This window comes from Lamprobacter sp., assembly GCF_034860625.1.
Lineage (GTDB): Bacteria > Pseudomonadota > Gammaproteobacteria > Chromatiales > Chromatiaceae > Lamprobacter.
In genome coordinates this window covers 1-22,563 of record NZ_JAYESN010000057.1, presented here as the reverse complement: position 1 = coordinate 22,563, position 22,563 = coordinate 1, and the positions used below count along the sequence as shown (strand labels likewise).

The following is a 22,563-nucleotide window of genomic DNA, read 5'->3' as shown; positions in this document are numbered from 1 at the left end:
ATGGGCCTTAGCGGGCGTCTGCGACAAGCATCATGCAAGAGAAAGTCATCGTCGAGCACCTGTACAAGGTGTTCGGCGATCATCCAGACCAGGCCCTGCGACTGCTGCATGAGGGTGTCGATAAAGACGCCATCTTCGAGCAGACGGGGCAGACCGTCGGCGTCTGCGACGCCGGTTTTTCCATCTACGAGGGCGAGATCTTCGTCGTCATGGGCCTGTCCGGTTCGGGCAAGTCGACCATGGTTCGGCTGCTGAATCGGCTGATCGAGCCGAGCGCCGGCAAGGTGCTGGTCGATGGCCGCGACATCGCGGCGATGAACGACAAGGAGCTGCTCGATCTTCGCCGCCGCGACATGAGCATGGTGTTCCAGTCGTTTGCGCTGATGCCGCATCTGACGGTGGGCGCCAACGCCGCCTTCGGGCTGGATCTGGCCGGGGTGGGGCGGGCTGAGCGTGAAGAACGCGCCCTCGCCGCGCTGGATCAGGTGGGCCTCAAGGCCTGGGCCGAGAGCTACCCGGATGAGCTCTCCGGCGGCATGCAGCAGCGCGTCGGGCTGGCGCGAGCGCTGGCGAATGATCCATCGGTGATGCTGATGGACGAGGCCTTCTCGGCACTGGACCCCCTGATCCGCAGTGAGATGCAGGACGAGTTGCTGAAGCTGCAAGCGGATAGCAGCCGTACCGTGGTGTTTATCTCGCATGACCTCGATGAGGCGATGCGCATCGGTGATCGGATCGCGATCATGGAAGGCGGGCGCGTGGTGCAGGTCGGGACGCCAGACGAGATCCTGCGTAACCCAGCCGATGACTATGTGCGCTCGTTCTTCCGTGGGGTCGATGTCAGTACCGTGCTGAAAGCGGGCGATATCGCGCGCAAGACGCAGATCACGGTGTTCGAGCGCCTGGAGGAGGGCATTCGGGCGGCCATCGAGCGCCTGCGCGACCATGATCGCGAGTTCGGCTATGTGGTCGACCGCCGGCAGCAATTCCATGGCGTCGTCTCGCTGTCCTCACTGCAGGCACTGCTGCATCGCGAGGAGCCGCATCGGATCAGCCAGGCCTTCTTGGAAGGGGTTCCGACCCTGCCGGCCGACACGGCGGTCAGTGATCTGCTGCGCACCGTCGCCGAGAGTCCCTGTGGGGTTCCGGTGGTCGATCGCGAGCAACGCTACCAAGGCGTGATCACCAAGGCGAGCCTACTCGAAACCCTGGATCGGGAGGATTGACCGATGGCTGCAGACACGAATCCCTGGGCGCAGCAGTCTGCGTCAACGCAATCCCCAGAGCCCGCAACAGCATCGGCGCAGTCCGCGGCGAATCCCTGGGCCGCAGCCTCGACCGAGCCAGTACCCGCGAGCAATGCCAGTTCGGCAGAGGCCAGCGAGCCAATGCCTGCCAGCAACCCCTGGTCGGCTGAGCCCCCTGAGCCAGCGGTAGCAGCGAATCCCTGGGGTGGTGGCGGTACCACCGGCGAGGAAGGGGCCGCTGCGACCGCGGGCGATTGGCTTGCCGGCGGCAATGCGATCGAGCTGACGGCGATCGATTGGATGCACCCGTTCCAAGACGCCGTGATCCCGCTCGGCGATTGGGTCGATCAAGGCTTGGACTGGCTGGTCGAGCACTTTCGTGCCGTCTTTCAAGCCATCCGTTGGCCGATCGATGGCACCTTGACCGGCATCGAATCGACCCTGCTGGCGGTGCCTGATCTGCTGATGATCCTGATCTTCGGCCTGCTCGCCTGGCAGGCGGGTGGCAAGCGGCTCGGGCTCGGCGCGGTGATCTCCCTGGCGCTGGTCGGCCTGATCGGCGCCTGGTCCGAGGCCATGGTGACCTTGGCGCTGGTGCTGACCGCGGTGGTGTTCTGCATCGTCATTGGGCTGCCGACCGGTATCTGGCTCGCACGCAGCGACCGCGCCGCGTCCCTGATTCGACCGGTGCTGGATGCGATGCAAACCACCCCCGCATTCGTCTATCTGGTACCGGTGGTGATGCTGTTCGGTATCGGCAACGTGCCGGGTGTGGTGGTGACCATCATCTTCGCGCTGCCTCCGCTGATTCGGCTGACCAACCTGGGTATCCGTCAGGTGCCCGCGGATCTGGTCGAGGCCGCGCGCTCGTTCGGCGCCTCGAAGAAACAGCTGCTGTTTAAGGTCCAGTTGCCGTTGGCGATGCCGACCATCATGGCCGGGGTTAACCAGACTTTGATGTTGGCCCTCTCGATGGTCGTCATCGCCTCGATGATCGCGGTCGGCGGACTCGGCCAGATGGTGCTGCGCGGCATCGGCCGGCTCGACATGGGCTTGGCCACCATTGGCGGCGTTGGCATCGTCTTGTTGGCGATCATCCTCGACCGCATGACCCAGGCCTTTGGCCAGGCCAGCCGCGATAAGCCGACCCGGCACTGGTATGAATCAGGCCCCGTGGGGCTGTTCTATCGCCTGTTTCGGCATCGAACGCCGGCGGCGGCAAAGGGTAGCGCTGGCGCCTGATAACACAATGCCAACAACACAACACAACACAACGCCAAGGCCTGACTGATGCTGAAAGGCCGGCGCTTTGGCTATCTGCACCGCCATCATTGGCGCTGGGATGGTTGGCTGTTGCTGGCATGAATGCGCTGATCGCTGATCCGATCACAATTCGCTCTCCAGGCCCGTTGGCATCGGGCCTTGATCTTTTCACCCTGAACGGAGACTGTTGACTATGCCTAGCTCTATCCTGCGCACCCACGCGTTACCTACCCTGATGGCCTCGTCGCTGGCCCTCGCCGTCAGCGCCGCAGTGGCTGCTGAACAACCCGGCGAAGGCGTCGAGGTGGTGCCAATCAAGAGCTCAATCGCCGAGGAGACCTTCCAGACCCTGCTGGTCATGCAGGCCTTGGAAGACCTGGGCTATGAGGTCGATGACATCAAGGAGATCGAATACGCGGCCGGACACGTCGCCTTGGCCAACGGTGATGCCACCTTCATGGCCGCGCACTGGGACCCGCTGCACATTGATTTCTTCGAGAAGGCTGGTGGCGATGACAAGATCGTCCGCGAGGGCACCTATTCGAGCGGCTCGCTGCAGGGCTACCTGATCGACAAGGAGACCGCCGAGGCCTACGAGATCACCAACATCGAACAGCTCAAGGACCCGGAGATCGCCAAGCTGTTCGACGCCGATGGCGATGGCAAAGCGGATCTGGCCGGCTGTAACCCAGGCTGGGGCTGCGAAAAGGTGATCGAGCATCACCTCGACGCCTACGACCTGCGCGACACCGTCGAGCACAATCAGGGCAGCTACTCGGCGGTGATGGCCGACACCATCACCCGCTATGAGCAGGGCGAGCCAGTGCTCTACTACACCTGGACCCCATACTGGGTCAGCGGCGTGCTGGTGCCCGGTGATGACGTTACCTGGCTACAGGTGCCGTTCAGCGCGCTCCCGGGTGAGCGTGAAAACGTGGATACCGCGCTGGCCGACGGCTCGAACTATGGCTTCCAGGCCAATGTGCAGCGCATCATCGCCAACAAGGCGTGGGCGGAAGCCAATCCAGCCGCAGCCAAGCTGTTTGCGATCATGGAGGTCTCGAGCAACGATATCAGTGCGCAGAACCTGCGCATGCGCGATGGCGAGGATAGCGAAAAGGACATCAAGCGTCACGCCGAGGCATGGATCGAGGCCAATCAGGCGACCTACGACAGCTGGCTAGAGCAGGCAAGGGCGGCGGCGGAGTAAGGCCTGATCTGAACCAAAAGCGATTGATCTTCAATGGCTGCGCCGGTCTGTCAGCCATGGGCCATCAACCATCACAGCGTTGGCACCGGCTGTGATGGCCTAGTGGGCGTTGAAGATTCGCTGCCTCAGGGACGAGGCTGTGCTTGCACAGTAGGCTGTTCGGCAGGATGCCGCTCGCTGCTCAGCGATCACGATTGACGATGTAACGTGCAATCCAGCGTAAGGGATCGGCGCCCTCGTCAAAGCTGCTCAGGCTATCGAGCGCGTCGGTGATCAGATCGTTGGCTGCTTCATGCGCTGGCCCAATCCCCATCAGTGACGGATAGGTGGCCTTTTCATGCGCGGCATCGGCGCCGCTTTGCTTGCCAATCACGTCGGTGTCACCCTCAACATCGAGCAAGTCGTCTTGGATCTGGAAGGCGAGGCCGATGCACTTCGCGTAGTGATCGAGCACGTCGGCCTTGGCTGGCTCGAGGTCAGGGCAGGCGAGGACGGCCATCTGCACGCTGGCGCGGATCAGCGCGCCGGTCTTGTGGATGTGGATGTTCTCCAGCATCACCAGATCGAGCTCGCTGCCTTCTGACTCGAGATCAAGCGCCTGTCCGCCGGCCATGCCGATCGATCCCGCAGCACGCGCGAGTGCGGCGACCATCTGGACCCGAGCGCCATCGCTGGTCTCCGTGCCCTTGTCTTCTGCGAGCACGCCGAATGCGAGCGTCTGCAGCGCATCGCCGGCCAGGATGGCGGTAGCCTCATTGAAGGCCTTGTGACAGCTCGGCCGTCCGCGCCTGAGATCATCATCGTCCATCGCCGGCAGATCGTCGTGGATCAGCGAATAGGCGTGGATCAGCTCGACGGCAGCGGCGCCGGCATCGACCCGCTCGGGGGCTAGGCCGATTGCCCTGGCGCCGGCATAGGCCAAGGTTGGCCGCACGCGCTTGCCTTCGCCGAGCACCGCGTAGCGCATCGCCTGGTGTAGCCGAGTGGGTGGCTGCTCAGCAGCGGGCAAGACGCGCTCAAGGGTGCGTTCTACACGAGCTTGGCAGTCTTTGAGAAAGGTTTCGAGGCGGGAAGCGTCTTGCATGAGCCGATCAGGAGGCAGCGGAGGTCAGTGGTTGGAGGGAGGTTCAGCAGATCTTCAAGGAGCAGATCAAGCATCAAGAAGGCGAGGGACGGAGTGCAGACTAGGGGCCGTCATAGCGGATGGACGCAAGCAGGCCGCCCGCCTAATTGCCCTGAGCCTGGTCTGCGCTGGTGAGGAAGGCTTCGGGCTCGGCTTCATCCGATCCCTCAGTCAGGATGCGAATGCGCTGCTCCGCCGTCTCCAAGGCTTGTTGGCAGCCACGGCTGAGGCGGACACCTTCTTCGAACGCCGCAAGCGAGGCCTCTAAGCTAAGATCACCGCGCTCGAGCTGATCGACGATCGTCTCGAGCGCCTGCAACGAAGCCTCGAACTGCTTGGGGTCTTGAATCTTGTCTTCACTCATCACGGGTTTGAACCTGTCTTTCGATCTACGGTACCGTAGAGGGCTTTGACCGGTCAACGCAGCCGACGACGAAGGAGTATCCTGCCCCGCCATGAGCGGTAATTACGACGCCTCGGCCATTGAGGTTCTCAGCGGCCTAGACCCGGTGCGCAAACGCCCGGGCATGTATACCGACACCACGCGGCCAAACCATCTCGCGCAAGAGGTCATCGATAACAGTGTCGACGAGGCACTGGTCGGCAAGGCCAGCCGGATAGATGTGACGCTGCATCAGGACGGCTCTGTCGAAGTCAGTGACGATGGTCGTGGCATGCCGGTCGATCTCCATCCAGAGCAGGGTCTGCCCGGGGTCGAGGTGATTCTGGGCACCCTGCATGCCGGCGGCAAGTTTTCGGCGGGCAGCTACCGCTTCTCCGGCGGTCTGCACGGGGTGGGTGTCTCGGTCGTCAACGCGCTGTCGAAGCGGCTTGAGGTCTGGGTTAAGCGTGATGGCAAGGAATATTGGATGGCCTTTGCCCATGGCCATAAGGCCGAGGATCTGACCGAGGTTGGCACTGTTGGCCGGGCCAAGAGTGGCACCCGACTGAGGTTTTGGCCGGACGAGGGTTATTTCGACTCGCCGAAGGTCTCCGTGCGACAGTTGACCCATCTACTGCGCGCTAAGGCCGTGCTCTGTCCAGGGCTCGACGTTCGGTTTCGCGACGAGAATACGGGTGAGGAGCAGCGCTGGTGCTACGCCGACGGCCTGCGGGACTATCTCAGCGAGGCGCTTGGCGAGGCGGAGCGGGTGCCCGATAGGCCCTTCGTTGGCAACCTCGAGGGCCAGACCGAGGCCGCGAGCTGGGCCGTCACCTGGCTGCCTGAGACCGGCGAGCAGATCACAGAAAGCTATGTGAACCTGATTCCGACGGTGCAGGGTGGGACGCATGTGAACGGGTTTCGCACCGGCCTCACCGAGGCGGTGCGTGAGTTTTGTGAATTTCGCAATCTGCTGCCGCGTGGGGTCAAGCTGGCGCCCGAGGATGTCTGGGCGCGTGCGAGCTGGATTCTTTCGGTCAAGCTGGCGGACCCACAATTCTCCGGCCAGACCAAGGAGCGACTGTCATCGCGGGAGTGCGCAGCCTTTGTCTCCGGCGTGGCGAAAGATGCGTTCAGTCTCTGGCTCAACGAGCATGTCGGCGATGGTGAGCGCATCGCCGAGATCGCCATCGGCGCGGCACAGGCGCGCTTGCGCGCCGGGCGCACCGTGACCCGCAAGCGCGTGACCCAGGGGCCTGCGCTGCCCGGCAAGCTGGCCGACTGCACGGCCACTGATCCGGCGCGCACCGAGCTGTTTCTGGTCGAGGGCGATTCCGCTGGCGGCTCGGCGAAGCAGGCGCGCGACCGTGAATTCCAGGCCATCATGCCGTTGCGGGGCAAGATCCTGAACACCTGGGAGGTCGATCCAGCCGAGGTGCTTGGCTCGCAAGAGGTGCACGATATTGCGGTGGCCATTGGTGTCGATCCGGGCAGTGATGATCTCTCGCGCCTGCGTTTCGGTAAGATCTGCATCTTGGCGGATGCGGATTCCGATGGGGCGCATATCGCCACACTGCTCTGCGCCTTGTTTCTGAAGCATTTTCCGCGGCTGGTTGCCGCAGGTCATGTGTTCGTCGCCATGCCGCCGCTGTTTCGGATCGATGTCGGTAAGCAGGTCTTCTATGCGCTTGATGATGCCGAGCGCCGTGGCGTGCTCGATCGCATCGCCGCCGAGAAGCTCAAGGGCAAGGTCAGTGTGCAGCGGTTCAAGGGGCTCGGCGAGATGAACCCAGCACAGTTACGCGAGACGACGATCCATCCGGATACCCGTCGACTGGTGCAACTGACGGTTGAGCCTGGCGATGACAGCGCCACCTTGATGGACATGCTGTTGGCCAAAAAGCGCGCCGCTGATCGTCGCGCCTGGCTGCAGGAAAAGGGCGACCTGGCTGAAGTCTGAGACAGCCAGCCGCCCCACCGCTAATCTACCTAGACGCGCAGCGCGACTATGCACTCATTTCCCTACGCCCACGCCGCCGACGATGACTGGAATCTAGCGCTCGAGCGCGTCATTGCTGGTCTCGGCTTTGCCCAAGGTCGACTCGGTTTCCTCTATGTGACCGATGCGATCAACGCCCATCTCGAGGCGATCCTCGATGCACTGCGGGAAGCCACCGATGTCGAGCATTGGGTGGGCGCGGTTGGAATTGGGATCTGCGCGACCGGTGTCGAGTACTACGAACGTCCGGCGATTGCCGCGATGGTTGCCGACCTACCGGAAGAAGCGTTTCGGGTGTTTCCACCGATCGTCAAGGATCTCGAGGGTTTCGATGCCGCTCAGCGTGCTTGGCTCGGCAGCGCACAACCCTTCATGGGGCTGGTCCATGCTGATCCGAGCAATCCGCTGACGGAAAGTCTGATCCGCCAGCTTGCCGAGCGCACCGTGAGTGGATTCATGGTTGGCGGCTTGGCCAGCAGCCAGCACAATGCCCGGGTGATTGCCGATGAGCCAACCGAAGGTGGTCTGACAGGCGTGATGTTCACCGAGGCTGTCGGCATTCAAACCGCGCTCTCGCAGGGCTGCTCGCCGATCGGACCACACCGGCAGATCACCGAATGCCAGCGCAATGTCATCATCGAACTTGACGGCCGTCCGGCCTTGGATGTCTTCAAAGAGGACATCGGCGAGGTTTTGGCCCGTGATATCTCCCGCGTTGGCGGCTACATCTTTGTCGGGCTGCCGATTCGGGGCTCTGACACGGGCGACTATCTGGTCCGTAACCTGATTGGTGTCGACCTCGAGAAGCGGCTGATTGGGATTGGCGATCTTGTCGAAAAAGGCCAGGATCTCATGTTCTGCCGGCGTGATGCGAATACCGCACGGGAAGACCTGTCGCGGATGCTGGAACATCTCAAAGCGCGCTTGCGTGAGCCGCCGCGCGGTGGTGTCTATGTGTCCTGTCTTGGCCGCGGCGCTAACCTCTTCGGCGAAGACTCGGAAGAGCTGAAGCAGATACGCGATGAGCTGGGTGACTTTCCGCTGGTGGGCTTCTACGCGAACGGCGAATTATCGCAAAATCGTCTCTATGGCTATACCGGTGTACTGACCCTCTTCACCTGATGCCGAGGTGCTGCATTGCTTTGGCGACTGGCTGGCCGCCAGAGGTTGTGCGATGAGCATCGGGTCGGATGTCAGAGCGCCCGGGCGCGCTCGGGCTGGTCGTTGGCTGTTGGCCTTGCTTTGGGGAATGGTGGCTGTCCTGGGTGTCGCCATTGTCACGGTGGTCTTGGTGAAGACTTGGCCCTTGCTGCATCCGGTCGTCAATGAGCGAGCGCCCTTGAGCCCGGATTGCGATCTGCTGACTCAGGCCTGTTCAGTGTGGTTTGCGACCGGCGCCGAGGTCGAGCTCGATATCCAGCCCCGCGGCATCCCCGCCGTGCATCCGCTGGCGCTGCGCGTGAGCCTAAAGGGTTTGCCGACACCAGAGCGCGTTGAGGTCGATTTTGCTGGCGTTGAGATGGCGATGGGCTTCAATCGTGCGGACTTGAGCTGGGACCTGGAGTCTGCCGCCTGGACTGGGAAGGGCATGCTGCCAGTCTGTGTCCGTGATCGCATGACCTGGGAGGCGCGCGTGCTGCTGCATTATCCGGATCGATTACTTGCAGCCCCCTTTCGTTTTGTCAGCTTGCGCCCAGGTGAGCACTAAGCTGATTCGATTTAGCGCTGGTTTGGGCAACGATTAAGCCTGTGCTCGCCTCGAAGGGCGGGGCGGGCTGCTATCATCATCAGACGTCGCTCGCCGCTTTGCTCCGCGGGCGCTCGTTCAAGTCTGGAGAGAACATCATGCGTGTTTTGGTCGGCGATATCGGCGGCACCAAGACGGGACTCGGGATTGCGGAGGTCCAGGGCAATAGCGTCAAGCTCGATCTGCATCGTCGCTATCCGAGCCGGAAGTCGGTGTCACTCGGTGAGATCGTCACCACCTTTTTCGACGAGACCGGCGGCCAGTGCGAGATGGCGGCCTTTGCCGTTGCCGGGCCGGTCGTCAGTGGTCGCAGCAAGACGACCAACCTGCCGTGGCAGATTGATGCCGCGGCCCTGCAGAAGAGCCTGGGCTTCAATCGGGTTGGTCTCCTCAACGACCTCGAGGCCGTGGCCTGGGGGGTACCAGCGTTGACCGCTGATGAGCTTGCCGTGCTGCAGCCGGGTGCGACCGGAGCGGTGGGTAACGCCTGTGTGGTGGCCGCTGGGACGGGGCTCGGCGAGGCTGGCATGTTTTGGGACGGCGTTAAGCATCGCGCATTTGCGACCGAGGGCGGACATACCGACTTTGCGCCGACCGATGACCGCGAGTTCGCGCTCCTGAACCATCTCCAGAAGCGTGTTGGGCGGGTGAGCTGGGAGCGCGTCGTCTCGGGCATGGGAATCGGCAACATCTACGAATTCCTTGCGCAATGGCACAAGGCGGTGCATCCGCCGGCGGTTGCCGAGGCCCTGCGCAGCGACGGCGACATCGCCGCCGCGGTCGCCGAGGCGGCTAGCAATGGCCATAGCATCAGCCAAGAGGCGATGGAGCTGTTCGCGGTTCTCTATGGACGCGAGGCTGGCAATACCGCGCTCAAGCATATGGCCCTGGGTGGGGTCTATCTTGGTGGTGGTATTGCACCTAAGAACCTTGCGTTACTGCAAGGTCCTGGCTTTGCCGAGGGCTTTCGAGACAAGGGCCGTATGCGCGGCCTGATGGAGCAGATTCCGGTCCATGTGATTCTTGATCCCCTGACGCCGCTGTACGGGGCCGCACGCTATATGGTGGCGGAGATCTGCTGAGAATCAGATACAGGGTTACCCTGGGTTGGGCGCTTGGCCGCCAGAATGATCTCGGCGTCTCGTCGGCGAATGTCCGTCTTGCGCTCGCCCCAATTGTGACTTCTGTGCAATCATCTGTTTCTTGTTTGCACCTCCAGGGCTCTTCCGCCGGGATGTCATCCTCTAGACACCTAGATCCAAAGGGGTTGTTTTCGTTGCTTCCAAGCCGAAAGCCAACTTGCCTGGGCGGCTGGCTCGGCTTCGTCTCGCTACTTATCCTGTTCGCAGCCGATGCCGAGGCGCTGAGTCTTGCGGTCAAGGTCGAGGGGCTAGAAGGGCCGTATGAGACTAACGTCCTAGCGCTGCTTGCGATCTATCAAGCGCGAGATGACAAGGAGATGTCAGAGCCAAGACTGCGCGCCCTCTATCGTCGAGCACCGGAGCAGATTCGAGAGGCCTTGGCGCCGTTTGGCCTCTATCGGGTCGAGGTGGAGTCGAGCTTGACCCAACCCAATGATGGTACTTGGGTGGCCTCCTTCAAGGTCGATCCTGGGGCGCCTGTTAAGATCGGTCAGATTGATTACCGCGTGACTGGTCCAGGTGCTGATAATCCGCGATTTCCGAAGCAGTTTCCGATGAAGATCGGCGCTCCGCTGATCCATGCTGATTACGAGAAAGCCAAGGGCAGCATTCTGAATGTCGCGTCCGAGGAGGGCTACATCAATGCGAGCCTGGTTCGCCATCTGGTCCTGATCGACCCCGAGGCCTATGAGGCGATCGTTGACTTCCATCTCGAGACTGGCGAGCAGTTTTACCTTGGTGAGGTCCGTTTCAAACAAGACCTCCTCGACGACGGCTTTCTAGCGACATTCGTCAACTTCAAGCCAGGCGTGATCTATAATCCTGAGCTGTTGCTGGGCCTGCAGGGCCGTTTGTTTGGTTCCGAGTATTTCGATAACGTCGAGATCCAGCCACTGGAGGCTCAAGCCAGTGCGGATCGGGAGATTCCCATCGAGGTGATCGCGACCCCGAACAAGGCTAATCTGTACCGAGTCGGCATCGGCTATGGAACGGATGTTGGACCGCGCTTCAATCTCGATTATCGGCGCCGCTACATCGGGCGGCGCGGCCACCATTTCAAAGCAGAGCTCGAGATCTCGCAGGTTAAGCAGTCTCTCGTTGCCGAGTATCGAATTCCGATTGGCAATCCGGTGCAGGATTTTATTCTGATCCGACCGGAGTTTTTCGCCTTTGACACCGATACCCGCGAGGGCGACCTGTTCAAGCTCGGCGTGGCCCAATCGATACAAACCAATAACGGCTGGCGACGCATCATCGGTGTTGATTACCGCTATGAGGATTTTTCGGTCGGAAAGGGCGATGATGGTAACTTCAATGGCCTAGTGCCGAATATGTCTTGGTCCAAAGTGGTCTCGGATGATCCGATCAACACTCGTAATGGATATAAGATCAACGCCTATGTACAGGGCACTTCGGAGGATCTGCTGTCAACCAGCAACTGGCTGAGTGGGCAATTCAATTACAAGCTCATCAAGTCACTGAGCGAGAAGATGCGGTTCATTGGTCGGAGCAATCTGGGTGCGATTTGGGCGTCCAGCGTCACGGATGTTCCGGCGAGTCAGCGTTTCTTCGCCGGCGGTGATAACAGCCTTCGTGGTTGGGGCTTCGATGTACTGGGCCCCAATGACCCGGACACCAATCAAACTCTTGGCGGGCGATTTTTGGCCGTTGGCAGCCTCGAGCTCGAGCATCAGGTCGTCGGTCCTTGGGGCGCTGCGGTCTTTACTGATTTCGGCAATGCCTTTGATCCCGACGATGAGAATGACTGGCAACAGAGTGTCGGCCTCGGCATCCGCTACAGTACGCCGATCGGCCCGGTTCGGGTGGACCTAGCCTATGCGCTGACCAAGGACCCAGCCGGCCTTCGCCTGCATTTTGCACTCGGTCCTGATCTGTGAGCCTGAACGACAGCACAGCACCTCCGAAGACAGGGATTAACCCGGCTGCAGATCCGACGGGCGCCGAATCGCGTCTCCAAGCGGGCGCCCAGCCTGGTACTGAACCGACCAAATCGACGCCGGCAGAAACCCAGTCACCTGATCAGCATCGGCGCCGCTTCCGGCCACTGCGCTGGATCGGGAGCCTGATCCTGATCATGCTCACGCTCGTCGTGATTCTAACGGCGTTCCTGCTGGGTACAGAGACCGGCCTTCGGACCCTGTTTGTGCTCGCCGATGACTTGGCGCCTGGATCACTGAAGGCTGATCGCGTCGAGGGCCGGGTGCTAGGGCGGTTCGAGCTCACTGGATTCGGCTTGAGTCTGCCTGGGCTTGAGGTCTCCGTTGGCGCTCTGCTGTTCGACTGGAGTCCGACAGACTTGTTCAGCGGCCGGCTGCGGATTCAGCAACTCAAGGGCAGCGATATTGCTGTGGTGACCGAGCCCGCCGCGGAGGAGAAACCGCCGAGTGAACCCTTCGAGCTCCCCGCGATTTGGCTGCCGATCGGCGTCGACATTGATCAACTCAGGATCGAGCGGCTGAGCTACCAGCAGGCCGGTGCACCGCCAGGGACCGCCATTGAGCTGACGCGTGCTGAGCTCTCGGCAACTGCGAGTGATGACAGGGTCGATCTCAGAACGCTGACGGCCGAGCTGTTGCAGCCTCAGGCGCGCGTCCAAGCGACGGGGCAGCTGCAGCTCGATGGTGCGTATCCGATCAGTCTGAGCCTCGATTGGTGCTTCCAACAGGCACCGGCGTTTTCAGTCGCCGGCGAAGGTCAGGTCAGCGGCGATCTAGAGGTCTTGCTGATCTCGCATCGGGTGACGGGCTCGGTCACAGCGACCTTGCAGGCACAAGTCAAGGAGGCCTTGACATCGCCGAACTGGCAGGCCGAGATCGATCTCCAGGCGATCGATCTGCCGCAGATCCTTGCTGATGCACCGCCGCTCGTGCTGCAGGCACAGTTGAAGACGGAAGGCCATCTTGAGCAGGCATCGGTCACTGGCAGCCTCGCCGGTACCGCTCCGGATCTGGTCGAGATGGGACGCCTCGCGGCCGATCTGGATATCGAATGGGCGTCACGGGTGTTAACCATCAATGCGCTCCGGTTGACCGAGTCGCCGAGCACCAAGACCGAGGCGGATTCAGTCCAGGCTGGGCAGAGGGTGTCGGCTGGCAAACCCGCCGGTGTTCGTGTCGATGTCAGTGGCCGTTTGGATACCAACCCGAGCGTGCCGGTGTTCGCGTTCGAGGCGCTCTGGGAACAGCTGCGCTGGCCCTTGGCGGGTCCGCCAATTGCCGAGTCGCCTCAGGGCTTAGTGGAAGTCGAGGGCTCGCTTGATCAGTATGCGTATCGCGTGAATCTGCAGGCCTTTGGCCCGCAGATCCCCGAAACCGAAGTCGCGTTGGTCGGGACGGGAGATCCGTCGAGTACCGAGTTCGTTGAGCTGAGCATCAAGACGCTGAATGGCTTGCTGAGCGGCAAGGGGCAGCTTGGCTGGTCTCCTCAGCCGACTTGGAATCTCGCACTCACCGCGAAGGATCTCGACCCTGGTCAGTTTCTTGCTGACTGGCCAGGCAGTTTGGGTGGTCGCCTCCAGAGCGAGGGCGGGATGACGGCGGACGGGCTCGATCTGAGCGTCAGTGTCAGCGATTTTGCTGGTCAGCTGCGGGGTTATCCGGTGGCCCTAGGAGCAGATGTCACGGTGCTGGGCGAGGCCGTCAGCATCCGCGCCCTCGAAGCAAGCTCTGGTGAGACGCGGCTTAGTATCACTGGGCGCATCGACCAACAGCTCGATCTGCGTTACCTCCTCAACTCGCCTCGTCTCGCCGAGCTCTTGCCGGAGCTCAGGGGCAGTCTGAAGGCCGAAGGCTCGGTCGCGGGTAGCCTGCAGGCGCCGCAGCTTAGTCTGACCCTTGAGGGTCGCGATATCGAGCTGAGCGGACAGGGCATCGAGCGCCTTGATGCCAGGGCCGAGCTTGGGCGAGCACCAGAGAGCCCGCTGCAGCTCAGGCTGGATGGCCGCAATCTCACGGCTGGCGGCCAGCGCTTCGAAGTATTGCAAGCCCGCGGTCAAGGCAGTACCCGCGCGCACCAGCTGAGCGTCGACGTTCAGGGTGATCCCCTGAGTCTTGAGCTATCACTCGACGCCGGCCTCAGCGATGACAACGTCTATCGTGGGCGACTGACAGGGCTGTCGCTTGAGACGCGGGAGTTCGACACTTGGCGCCTGCGCCAACCGGCGCCCTTCAGCGCCGCAGCGGGTGTGATCGAGGCCGGGCCGCTCTGTCTTGGCAATGCTCTTGGCAATGCTGCATCGACCAGCGGCTGCGTTTCGTTCAAGCAGCCTGAGCCGGGCCGTTTTTCGGCCTCGCTTGATCTCCAGCGGCTCGGCTTTGATCTGTTGGACGCGATCACCCCGGATACCACTTCCCTGTCTGGCTACCTGACCGCGAAGGCGGATTTCGAAGGCCAAGGCGATCTGCTCACCGGGCGTGCCGAGCTGCGGGTGCCTGAGGGCGGTGTCGAGATTTTGTTGTCGAACGCGAGCGAGACCCTGGTGTTCAGGGGTACCCGGCTTGATATCCGCGCCGCTGCGAGCGGGATGGATGCGCGCTTCGAGCTGCCGGTCGAGGGTGCGGGGCAAATCGATGCGGAGATAGCGTTGCCAGGCTTCCGACTCAGCGGCATCGACCGCCAGGCGCTGAATGGCCGCGTTCGGATTGGGCTCGACCGTCTGGACCGCTTCGCCAAGCTCGCTCCGGATATTAGCGATGTAGGGGGTCGGATCGAGGGTGATCTCGGGCTCAGTGGTCGCCTAACAGCGCCAGTGATCCAGGGCAACTTGGCGGTGCGCGATCTCGCGTTGACGGTGCCGGCGATCGGCCTTGAGGTCGCTGATCTCAATCTGACCATGCAAAGCGAGAGTGCGGATGCGATGCAACTCAGTGGTGGTGCCTTGGTGGGGGGCGGCCGGCTGAGCCTTGAGGGCAGGGCGACGGGCATGGCGGCCTCCGAGCCAAATTTCACCCTGGAGCTGGAGGGTCGCGAGCTGAAGGTGGCGAATACCAAGGAATACTTGGCGATCCTCTCATTGGATCTCGAGGCCGGCTTTGGCCTTGGTGGTAGCTCGTTGCGCGGCGAGTTGAGCCTGCCGACAGCGACCATCAGGCCGCGCAGCATTGCGGCGGGTGCCGTGCATCCCTCACCGGACGTGGTGATGGAGGGGACCCGTCAGGATGCCGGCCCGCCGATCAGTATCGATGTGCTGGCCAAGCTTGGCGATCAGGTCTTGCTGGAGGCCTTTGGACTGCGCGGCTTGCTGCAAGGACAGTTACGCCTGACCCAGCAGCCAGGTAAACCGCTGCTGGGGAATGGCGAGCTGCAGGTGGTTGATGGGACCTATCGGGTCTCACTCCCTGGACTCGGCATCCTGACCTCGGTTGGCAGGCCGCTGGTGATCGAGAAAGGGATTCTGTTGTTTGCCAATACACCGCTGGATAACCCAGGCATCATCCTCAATGCGCAACGTGAAGGCGGTGATATCACCGCTGGTGTTCGTATACTCGGCACGCTGCGCAACCCGAAGCTTGCCTTCTTCTCTGAGTCTGACCCCAACTTGTCGCAGTCCGAGATCACCAGCTACCTGGTCACTGGTATCCCGCCGAAGTCTGGTGGTCGGCGGGATGACCGCTCGGTCTCGGTCGGCACCTATATTGCCCCGAAGCTCTTTATGGAGTACGACACCAGCCTCGGCGAGCAGTCCGACAGTATCAAGATGCGCTATGACCTGACCAAGCGCATCCAGGTGGAAAGCGAGACCGGGGATGCGCAGGGTATTGATTTCTTCTACAAGTTCGAGAACTGAAGATGTTGCCTGCTGCGCGCATGGACGGCGGCCAGCATCGCTTAGGTCGTCCTTCATTGAGCCGATTGAGCCGATTGAGCCGATTGAGCCAATCGCCGATCGAGCCCCGCTCGGCTTGGTCGATGGGACGCTTGAGGAGTGAACGCCAAGGTGACAGCCTGTGAATAAGCGGTTTTGGAGTCCGCGGCATTGGCCAAGCTGGGCTGCGGTCGGTGTGTTCAAGCTCTTGGCGCTATTGCCGTTCAAGGTGCAGGTGGGATTGGGGACCGGACTGGGCTGGATCGGCTACCAGCTCGCTTGGGGCCGGCGTCGGGTCGCACGGACCAACCTCTCGATCTGTCTACCGGAGCTGGATGCACGGCAACGGGAGCGGCTGGTCCGCGAGCATTTCGGCTGGCTTGGTGTGGCTGCGGTTTGTCAGGGGCTGTGCTGGGCAGCACCGCCACGGCGGTTGTCGGGTATCGTGCGGTTGCGCCATCGGGAGAGGATTGATGCCCTTGTTGCAGCCCGGCGGCCGGTGATTGTGCTGGTACCGCACTTCGTCGGGCTAGAGTTGGGCGGCACAGCATTTACGGCGCTGGTGCATCCAGGGATCTATATGTATCAGCGTATCCGCAATCCGGTGATCGATGCGCAGGTGCGGCATGCGCGGACGCGCTTTGGGGCGATTCCCATCGAGCGTCAGGACGATCTGCGCGGGCTGATCCGAACCTTGAAATCCGGGGTGCCATTTTTTTATCTGCCGGATCAGGACCCCGGTCGACGTGGCATCTTTGTGCCCTTTTGTGGCGTGCCGGCAGCGACGGTGCCGACGCTTGGGCGCATTGCACGGCTTGCTGGTGCAGTGGTGATCCCCACTTTTGCACGCTTTCTGCCGCGGGGCGAGGGGTTGGAGCTCTGTTTCGAGCCACCGATCGCAGCGTTTCCGAGCGGTGATACTGAGCGTGATACAGCACGCATGAATCAGCTGATCGAGGCGAGGTTGCGGACGATGCCAGCGCAGTATTTTTGGGTGCATCGGCGTTTCAAGACGCGGCCTGAGGGAGCGCAGCCGATCTATCCTCTCCGGCGGCGGAAGCGGCGTTGATGGTGAGCTTGTCGCCGTTGTTTCCGTCATGGTTGCCAAGGCTTGGGCGTCCGCGGGATTGGCTTGTTGGCCTGGCTCTGCTGACGCTTGTGGTGGTGTTGGTCGAGGCCACGCTGGGATGGTCGTCGGTGCTGGCGCCTTGGGCGAGGCTGCCCCCATCGGTGCTGGTTGGGGCATTCTTGCTGACGGCGACGAGTTATCTGCTGCGGGCCGTTCGGGTGCTGGTGTATTTCCAAACTGAGCTGTGCGGTCGGTTTCCTGAGGTGTTGCGGCTCTCGGTGCTGCATAACAGTGCGAATAATCTGCTGCCGATGCGTGCTGGGGAGATGGTCTTCCCATGGCTGATGCACCGCTATTTTGGACATGATTTCTTGGCCGCGGGGGCATCACTGGTCTGGATTCGGTTGCTAGACCTGCACTTCTTAGGGTTGATCGGCGGACTAGCATTGTGGGTGCGGGCTCCGAACCCAGGGTGGCTCGTGCTTCTGTTCGTCTGGCTGAGCCTGCTATCGCTGTTTTGGCTGATTGCGCGACTTGAGTTTCAGTCGCGCGAAGGGATTACTGGGCGCTTCTTGCGTTTTCTGGAGGCTTTGTCGCGGGCTGCGCCGCAGAGTCAAAGGCGTGTGCTTTGGCTGTATTTCTGGACGGCGCTGTCCTGGAGTCTAAAATTTATCGGCTTTGCCCTGATCCTTGGTCATTTCGTGCCAGCCGCGCTCTGGCAACTGGTACTCGGGGTGATGGGTGCTGAGTTGTCCAGCGTCCTGCCGTTCCATGGCATTGCCGGCAGTGGCTCCTTTGAGCTGGCGACGGTGGCGGCGATGGTGCCGCTTGGTGTCGCGCCCGCGGAAGCCTTGGCGGGAGCGGTCAACCTGCACCTATTTCTGCTCGGAGCCACCTTAATGCTGGGGGCCATGGCATTGCTGATCCCCGTTCAACGGAAAGATCGCTGAGCAACCTGATCCATCCCCCGGTGCAGCGGGCGTTGGCCAAACGGCAAAGAGGAAGACCGCGAGGAAGGCCATGAGTTGAGGCTCTCAAGCTTGAGATTCCCGGCGATGAAGCTGGCCGTCAAAGCGTCAGATTGAGGCTGCTGACCAGAGCGCCGGGCAGCAGCGCGCTGGCGGTTGAGCGACCGCCGTAGGTCTCGGCCGAGAGGCGCAGCTCGCGCTCTTGCGTGAGGGCCTCGAGCTGATCGCCGAGTAGCCGATAGAGACTGTCATCGAAGCGCATCACCGCGAGCGGGGCGATCAGCTTGCCGCGCTCGACCCAGAAGCTGCCGAAGCGGGTCATGCCGGTGACGCGGCAGGCGTTGCGGTCGGACCAGTTGCCGTACCAGAGATTGCCGATGTAGAGGCCGGTGTCGAGTGCGGTCAGTGCCTGATCATTGGGCAGCGAGCCGGCAGCCAGGGCGAGCGATTCTGGCCATTCCGCGCCGGCGTTGACCGCTTCGCCGTATTCCTTGGCCGAGCGGGCGTCGGCGAGGCACTGGCCAAAGCGCCCTTGCTCGATCAGCGGCACCTGAGCTGGCTTCAGGAAGCCTTCGACGGTGAAGCCGGGCGCGAGGCCGCGGCTGTGATCCTCAGTCAGGCTGAGCATCGGGCTCAGGTCCAGCTCGCCCTTGGCGAGGCGCAGCAGCGGCGTTTGCTGGGTGCGATGATCGCGCAGGCCGAAGCCACCCCAGGCGAGCATGTCGAGCAGTTCTTCCATCGCGGCCGGGGCCAAGAAGGCCCGATACTGACCCGGCTCGATCTGCTTGGTCGCGCGCGCCATCACGGCGAGCCGCTCGCGCTGGCGCTCGATCCGCTCCTGCACCGCGCTCGCTTGCCAGTCGAAGCCGCTGTAGCTGTCTTTGACCGCCTTATCGCCGTTCAGATAGCAGCTCCAATCGAGATTGAAGCTGCGGCTTTGATGCCAGTGTCGATGCCCGATCGAGCTGGCGAGCCCGCTGGCGATGTCGCCTGCGGCGTAGATGCCGACCAGATCCAGACCCTTGGCTTGCTCGGTCAGGCTGGCGATGGCCTCGGTGGCTGGTGGCAACTCGGCGTCGAGTCTGTGATCGGAGCTGCTTGGTATCTCGGAGAGATTCAGGTAAGGGTCGGCGGGCAGATGCGGGACGCGCTCGCGCAGCTGCCCCAGCAGCCTCAGTGCCAAAGCCCGGTCGCTAGCCGGATCGCCGCTGAGATCGCAGCTGCCGTCGAGCTGGCGTTCGCGATCGATCAGGGTCAGCCCAAGCTGCTGCGTCTGCACCGCGCCGGCCTGTCGCACCCGGTTGCGATTGAGTCGCACAAAGTCCGAGCGCTCGCCGTCGAGACTGAGGAACAACTGCTCGTCGCCCTGGAGCTGGCTGAAGAGCTGCTCGGCGAGCGCAAAGAAGGGCTCTGGCTGCAGGGACATGGCTAGGTTGATCGCCGGCTGCGCTGCGGGCTGTGTTGCCGGGGTCGCTGCGGGATGTATTGCCGGAGTCGCCGCGGGATCTGTTGCCGAAGTCGCTGTGGGATCTGTTACCGGCTGCACGGCCGGCTGCGTCGCTTGGGTCATAGTCCACCTCCAAACACCTCAACGCCGCGGAACAGGCAGGGCGGCGAGGCATGGCCGACAAAGACTGATTGGTTTGGCTCGCCCTTGCCGCAGTTGCGCACGCCACCGACCTCGAAGGTGGTCGGCCCGCCGACGCCGTCGAGACTGCGCCAGAAGTGGGCCGAGACGCCGCGGTAACCGGGGTTGCGCACCAGGCCCTTCAGCTCGCCATCCTCGATCAGCCGACCCAGCTCGCAGCCGAACTGGAACTTGTTGCGGCTGTCGTCGATCGACCAGGAACGGTTGGTTTCCATCAGCACACCGCGCTCGATGCGGCTGATCAGCGCATCCAGGCTTTCCATCTCAGCGCCGGGCTCGAGGTTGATGTTGGTCATGCGATCGATCGGCGGGCGCTCCCAACTGCAGGCGCGGGCATTGGCTGTGCCCGGCAGCCCCGAGCGTGCCTGCGAGAGTGCGCCACCGAGCGGGCGCTCGAGGATGCCGTCGCGGATCAGGTACTGGCGCTTGGCCGCCGTGCCCTCGTCATCGGCGGCGCAACTGGCTAGCTCGTTGCTCAGGCTGGGGTCGAATGTGACGTTCAGCAGCGGCGAGCCGTAGCGATATTGGCCGAACATCTCAGGCGTGACGAAGCTCAAGCCGGCATAATTGCGCTCATCGCCCAGGATGCGGTCAAGCTCCAGCGGATGGCCGATCGATTCATGGATCTGCAGCACCATCTGGCTCGGCATCAACAGCAGATCCCGCTCACCGCTCGGGCATTCGGGGGCCAGTGCGAGGGCGACCGCCTCCTCGGCCAGGCGCTCGGCGGCGCTGTCGAACCCGGCCTCGGCGAGCCGCTCGAGCCCGCCTTGGCGCGGCATGCCAGCCCCGCCGCCACGTCGCGTTTGGGTCTGGCCATCGATATGGGCGGTGGCGGAGAGGCCGCTGTGCACGGTTTCCCAGACCTGCTCGATCTCGGCGCCATCGGCGCTGATCAACAGCTGCTCGGTGCGGCGATGGCCGAGCCAGGCGGCGCGCTCGACCAGGCGCGGATCGCGGTCGAGTTGCCGGCAGGCGTCAAACAGGATGCCGAGCTTGTCGTCCAGCGTTCGCGACCCCCAAGGCTCGCGCACAATGGCCGCGTACTGTGCTCGCAGATTGCTGCGCGGATAGAGATCCGCCGTGAACAGACCCAGGCGTACATGCAGCGCGGCGAGATCCCGCGCGCGCTGGGTCGCCTGTGTCAGTCCGGATGGACTGAGGTCCGAGGTCGCGGCATAGCCCAGGCCAGCGCCGGCGACCACCGTGATCATCGCACCGCGCGAGCGCCACAGTCGGCTCGGCTCGGCGACATCGTCGCGCACCGCCAGCCCTTCGCCGGTCTCATCGACCAAGCGCAGGGTCCAATAGTCGGCCGCGGGCGCTGAGGCGGCGAAGCGGGTGGCGACGGCTTGAAGATCGGATTCCATCATCAGACGGTATTCTCGGATGGGCGTTGGGCAAATGATTGCCGGAAATGCGTTATTAATGGCCCTTTTCCTAACCCAGCGAAGCCGGAACTAAACAGGGCTGATCGACTATCGTTGGGGGCGAAGGTATTCTTCGCTGGTGTCGTGGATCGTCTTGTACAGCGCGCCAGGGTCGCGCAGCGTTGAGTGGCCGAGCAACGGAGCGTCAATGGCTTTGTTCAGGATGGTGCGGTTTGGGCAGGTTGCAGGCGCAACTTGGGCGGGGTTTGCCGTGACGAAATCAGCGTAGACCCCAGAAATCCCCATCGTCAAGCGTCCATGTTCACCATCATCGAAACCCCGCTGTTCACGGACGATGCCCGCGCCATCTGGTCGGAAGACGAGCGCGGTGCGTTCTGTACCTGGCTGGCCGCGCATCCGCTGGCCGGTGACGTGATCCCCGGGAGCGGTGGTTGCCGCAAGGTGCGCTGGACGCGCGCGGCAACATCCCCGCTCACATCCTCAAGACGATTCGGGAGACACTCGATGTCGAACCATGACGAGGTCATCACGGGCGAGGAGCTGGGGGCTAAGCTGCTGGAGTCCGTCCGCCAGATGAAGGCCGGGCAAGGGACGGTGGTATACCCGCCCGCGCTGGCTGCGCGCGAGCGCACAGGGTTGTCACAGGCTCGCTTTGCCGAACTGCTGGGCGTGTCCGTGCGCACCTTGCAGGAATGGGAGCAGGGGCGACGCCAGCCGAGCGGCGCGGCGCGGACCTTGTTCAAGGTCGCTGAACGCCATCCTGACGTACTGCGTGAACTTGGTTGAGCGGTTTGCAATTCCATCGTCAAGCCTCGTTGGAAGCGCCTTCTAACACGCAGGTCAAGCCGAGGCGCGGGACAGGTCGCAGCTCAACCTGCAATCTCTCAGTGCGCGCCCGGCTGACCTGTAGCGTTAGCGTGAAAAATGCAGTATTCAGGAAGATGTCAGCTATCTCGTCCCAAGGTGCTCAATCGACATATTCTCGGAGATGGTGTCGTGGGGGATGAGTCGATAAATCCAAGGCTTACCTCCGTGTTTGAGGCTGTAGCTCGTCGCATTTTCACACCATTTTTCGGCGGCGTCCTTTTTCGCGATCACATCGGCATCACTCATCGCGGTGCGTTTCTTCGGTTCCAGCATGTAGATCGCGTCCGCTGTCTCGGCGACGAAGTCGGGCTGATATTCGGGGTGATCCGCCCCGAGCCGGTAAAAGATTTGGAACAGACCTTTCGCGGGCTTGAACCACTTCTCCGCTTCCCGATCCAGAATCACGGCGAGGATACGTTCCGCCTCGGAGTCGAATTTCTGTAAGGGATACAGGCAGCGTTTGAAACCCCCGAAGAGATACTTCGCCATGTTGCTCTTGTCCTTGGGCGACACCTTGAAGTCCAGCGGCTCCTCGTTCGCCGCAGCGGTGTAGGCGCTCGACTTAAGCTCGGTGAAGCCTTTGCTAATCACGACTTCATACTCGACTGCCTCGTCCTCCCAATAGTGCGCCTGCATTTGGGCATGGATGAACGCGGCGATCTCCTTCTGGTGCCGCAAAAGGA

General features: G+C 62.3%; 16 protein-coding genes and 1 pseudogene. 12 read left to right on the top strand and 5 right to left on the bottom strand.

Annotated features, from left to right (window positions below):
* Positions 1–32: 32 nt before the first annotated feature.
* The 3 genes from proV (at position 33) to proX (ending at position 3,720) form a co-directional block, all read left to right on the top strand.
* Complete coding sequence (proV, locus tag VBE63_RS15200) at positions 33–1,226, top strand: glycine betaine/L-proline ABC transporter ATP-binding protein ProV (RefSeq protein ID WP_323683873.1); 1,194 nt, start codon at positions 33–35, stop codon at positions 1,224–1,226.
* 3 nt (positions 1,227–1,229) lie between these two features.
* Positions 1,230–2,489: a glycine betaine/L-proline ABC transporter permease ProW gene (gene proW / locus VBE63_RS15195; protein WP_323683872.1), complete on the top strand. Its 1,260-nt coding sequence runs from the start codon at positions 1,230–1,232 to the stop codon at positions 2,487–2,489.
* A 214-nt stretch (positions 2,490–2,703) separates the two neighbouring features.
* On the top strand, positions 2,704–3,720 hold the full coding sequence (gene proX, locus VBE63_RS15190; RefSeq protein WP_323683871.1) for a glycine betaine/L-proline ABC transporter substrate-binding protein ProX: 1,017 nt from the start codon (positions 2,704–2,706) through the stop codon (positions 3,718–3,720).
* Between the two features lie 181 nt (positions 3,721–3,901).
* Here the strand turns inward: proX and ispA are convergent, their stop codons facing one another.
* A complete protein-coding gene (ispA, locus tag VBE63_RS15185; protein WP_323683870.1) occupies positions 3,902–4,804 on the bottom strand; it encodes a (2E,6E)-farnesyl diphosphate synthase in 903 nt (300 codons plus the stop codon).
* Positions 4,805–4,946: 142 nt separating this feature from the next.
* Complete coding sequence (locus VBE63_RS15180) at positions 4,947–5,207, bottom strand: exodeoxyribonuclease VII small subunit (protein WP_323683869.1); 261 nt, start codon at positions 5,205–5,207, stop codon at positions 4,947–4,949.
* A gap of 91 nt (positions 5,208–5,298) precedes the next feature.
* Between VBE63_RS15180 and parE the strand changes: the two genes are divergently transcribed.
* The 8 genes from parE (at position 5,299) to VBE63_RS15140 (ending at position 17,956) form a co-directional block, all read left to right on the top strand.
* Positions 5,299–7,185 (top strand): DNA topoisomerase IV subunit B, encoded by a 1,887-nt coding sequence (gene parE / locus VBE63_RS15175; RefSeq protein WP_323683868.1) that lies wholly within the window; start codon positions 5,299–5,301, stop codon positions 7,183–7,185.
* 48 nt (positions 7,186–7,233) lie between these two features.
* Positions 7,234–8,346 (top strand): FIST signal transduction protein, encoded by a 1,113-nt coding sequence (locus VBE63_RS15170; RefSeq protein ID WP_323683867.1) that lies wholly within the window; start codon positions 7,234–7,236, stop codon positions 8,344–8,346.
* A gap of 52 nt (positions 8,347–8,398) precedes the next feature.
* Positions 8,399–8,932: a hypothetical protein gene (locus VBE63_RS15165; protein ID WP_323683866.1), complete on the top strand. Its 534-nt coding sequence runs from the start codon at positions 8,399–8,401 to the stop codon at positions 8,930–8,932.
* Positions 8,933–9,069: 137 nt separating this feature from the next.
* Positions 9,070–10,053, top strand: coding sequence for a glucokinase (glk, locus tag VBE63_RS15160; RefSeq protein ID WP_323683865.1), 984 nt, complete (start codon positions 9,070–9,072; stop codon positions 10,051–10,053).
* A 194-nt stretch (positions 10,054–10,247) separates the two neighbouring features.
* On the top strand, positions 10,248–12,011 hold the full coding sequence (locus VBE63_RS15155; protein WP_323683864.1) for an autotransporter assembly complex family protein: 1,764 nt from the start codon (positions 10,248–10,250) through the stop codon (positions 12,009–12,011).
* Between the two features lie 197 nt (positions 12,012–12,208).
* Positions 12,209–15,919, top strand: a complete 3,711-nt coding sequence (locus tag VBE63_RS15150) for a translocation/assembly module TamB domain-containing protein (protein WP_323683863.1) — start codon at positions 12,209–12,211, stop codon at positions 15,917–15,919.
* A 160-nt stretch (positions 15,920–16,079) separates the two neighbouring features.
* Positions 16,080–17,006, top strand: a complete 927-nt coding sequence (locus tag VBE63_RS15145) for a lysophospholipid acyltransferase family protein (RefSeq protein ID WP_323683862.1) — start codon at positions 16,080–16,082, stop codon at positions 17,004–17,006.
* Positions 17,006–17,956 carry a lysylphosphatidylglycerol synthase transmembrane domain-containing protein gene (locus VBE63_RS15140; RefSeq protein ID WP_323683861.1) on the top strand — a complete coding sequence of 317 codons (951 nt, stop codon included), beginning with the start codon at positions 17,006–17,008 and terminating at the stop codon, positions 17,954–17,956. The genes VBE63_RS15145 and VBE63_RS15140 overlap by 1 nt, the downstream gene beginning before the upstream one ends.
* 118 nt (positions 17,957–18,074) lie before the next feature.
* Here the strand turns inward: VBE63_RS15140 and VBE63_RS15135 are convergent, their stop codons facing one another.
* Both VBE63_RS15135 and VBE63_RS15130 read right to left on the bottom strand, forming a co-directional pair.
* On the bottom strand, positions 18,075–19,544 hold the full coding sequence (locus tag VBE63_RS15135) for a TldD/PmbA family protein (RefSeq protein ID WP_323683860.1): 1,470 nt from the start codon (positions 19,542–19,544) through the stop codon (positions 18,075–18,077).
* Positions 19,541–20,992: a TldD/PmbA family protein gene (locus VBE63_RS15130; RefSeq protein WP_323683880.1), complete on the bottom strand. Its 1,452-nt coding sequence runs from the start codon at positions 20,990–20,992 to the stop codon at positions 19,541–19,543. The genes VBE63_RS15135 and VBE63_RS15130 overlap by 4 nt, the downstream gene beginning before the upstream one ends.
* Positions 20,993–21,517: 525 nt before the next feature.
* Between VBE63_RS15130 and VBE63_RS15125 the strand changes: the two genes are divergently transcribed.
* The gene (locus VBE63_RS15125) at positions 21,518–21,799 is read left to right on the top strand and encodes a helix-turn-helix domain-containing protein (RefSeq protein WP_323683879.1); all 282 of its coding nucleotides are present in this window, start codon (positions 21,518–21,520) and stop codon (positions 21,797–21,799) included.
* 162 nt (positions 21,800–21,961) lie between these two features.
* Here VBE63_RS15125 and VBE63_RS15120 read toward each other — a convergent pair.
* A pseudogene (locus VBE63_RS15120) lies at positions 21,962–22,563 on the bottom strand (type III restriction endonuclease subunit R); the annotation flags it as partial.

What these genes read in the sequence shown, in the direction of transcription:
- VBE63_RS15140 (WP_323683861.1), top strand. Translation starts at nt 17,006, where the DNA reads ATGGTGAGCTTGTCGCCGTTGTTTCCGTCATGGTTGCCAAGGCTTGGG.
- glk (WP_323683865.1), top strand. Translation starts at nt 9,070, where the DNA reads ATGCGTGTTTTGGTCGGCGATATCGGCGGCACCAAGACGGGACTCGGG.
- VBE63_RS15180 (WP_323683869.1), bottom strand. Translation starts at nt 5,207, where the DNA reads ATGAGTGAAGACAAGATTCAAGACCCCAAGCAGTTCGAGGCTTCGTTG.
- proX (WP_323683871.1), top strand. Translation starts at nt 2,704, where the DNA reads ATGCCTAGCTCTATCCTGCGCACCCACGCGTTACCTACCCTGATGGCC.
- proV (WP_323683873.1), top strand. Translation starts at nt 33, where the DNA reads ATGCAAGAGAAAGTCATCGTCGAGCACCTGTACAAGGTGTTCGGCGAT.
- VBE63_RS15150 (WP_323683863.1), top strand. Translation starts at nt 12,209, where the DNA reads ATGCTCACGCTCGTCGTGATTCTAACGGCGTTCCTGCTGGGTACAGAG.
- ispA (WP_323683870.1), bottom strand. Translation starts at nt 4,804, where the DNA reads ATGCAAGACGCTTCCCGCCTCGAAACCTTTCTCAAAGACTGCCAAGCT.
- parE (WP_323683868.1), top strand. Translation starts at nt 5,299, where the DNA reads ATGAGCGGTAATTACGACGCCTCGGCCATTGAGGTTCTCAGCGGCCTA.
- VBE63_RS15135 (WP_323683860.1), bottom strand. Translation starts at nt 19,544, where the DNA reads ATGACCCAAGCGACGCAGCCGGCCGTGCAGCCGGTAACAGATCCCACA.
- VBE63_RS15125 (WP_323683879.1), top strand. Translation starts at nt 21,518, where the DNA reads ATGTCGAACCATGACGAGGTCATCACGGGCGAGGAGCTGGGGGCTAAG.
- proW (WP_323683872.1), top strand. Translation starts at nt 1,230, where the DNA reads ATGGCTGCAGACACGAATCCCTGGGCGCAGCAGTCTGCGTCAACGCAA.
- VBE63_RS15165 (WP_323683866.1), top strand. Translation starts at nt 8,399, where the DNA reads ATGAGCATCGGGTCGGATGTCAGAGCGCCCGGGCGCGCTCGGGCTGGT.
- VBE63_RS15170 (WP_323683867.1), top strand. Translation starts at nt 7,234, where the DNA reads ATGCACTCATTTCCCTACGCCCACGCCGCCGACGATGACTGGAATCTA.
- VBE63_RS15130 (WP_323683880.1), bottom strand. Translation starts at nt 20,992, where the DNA reads ATGGAATCCGATCTTCAAGCCGTCGCCACCCGCTTCGCCGCCTCAGCG.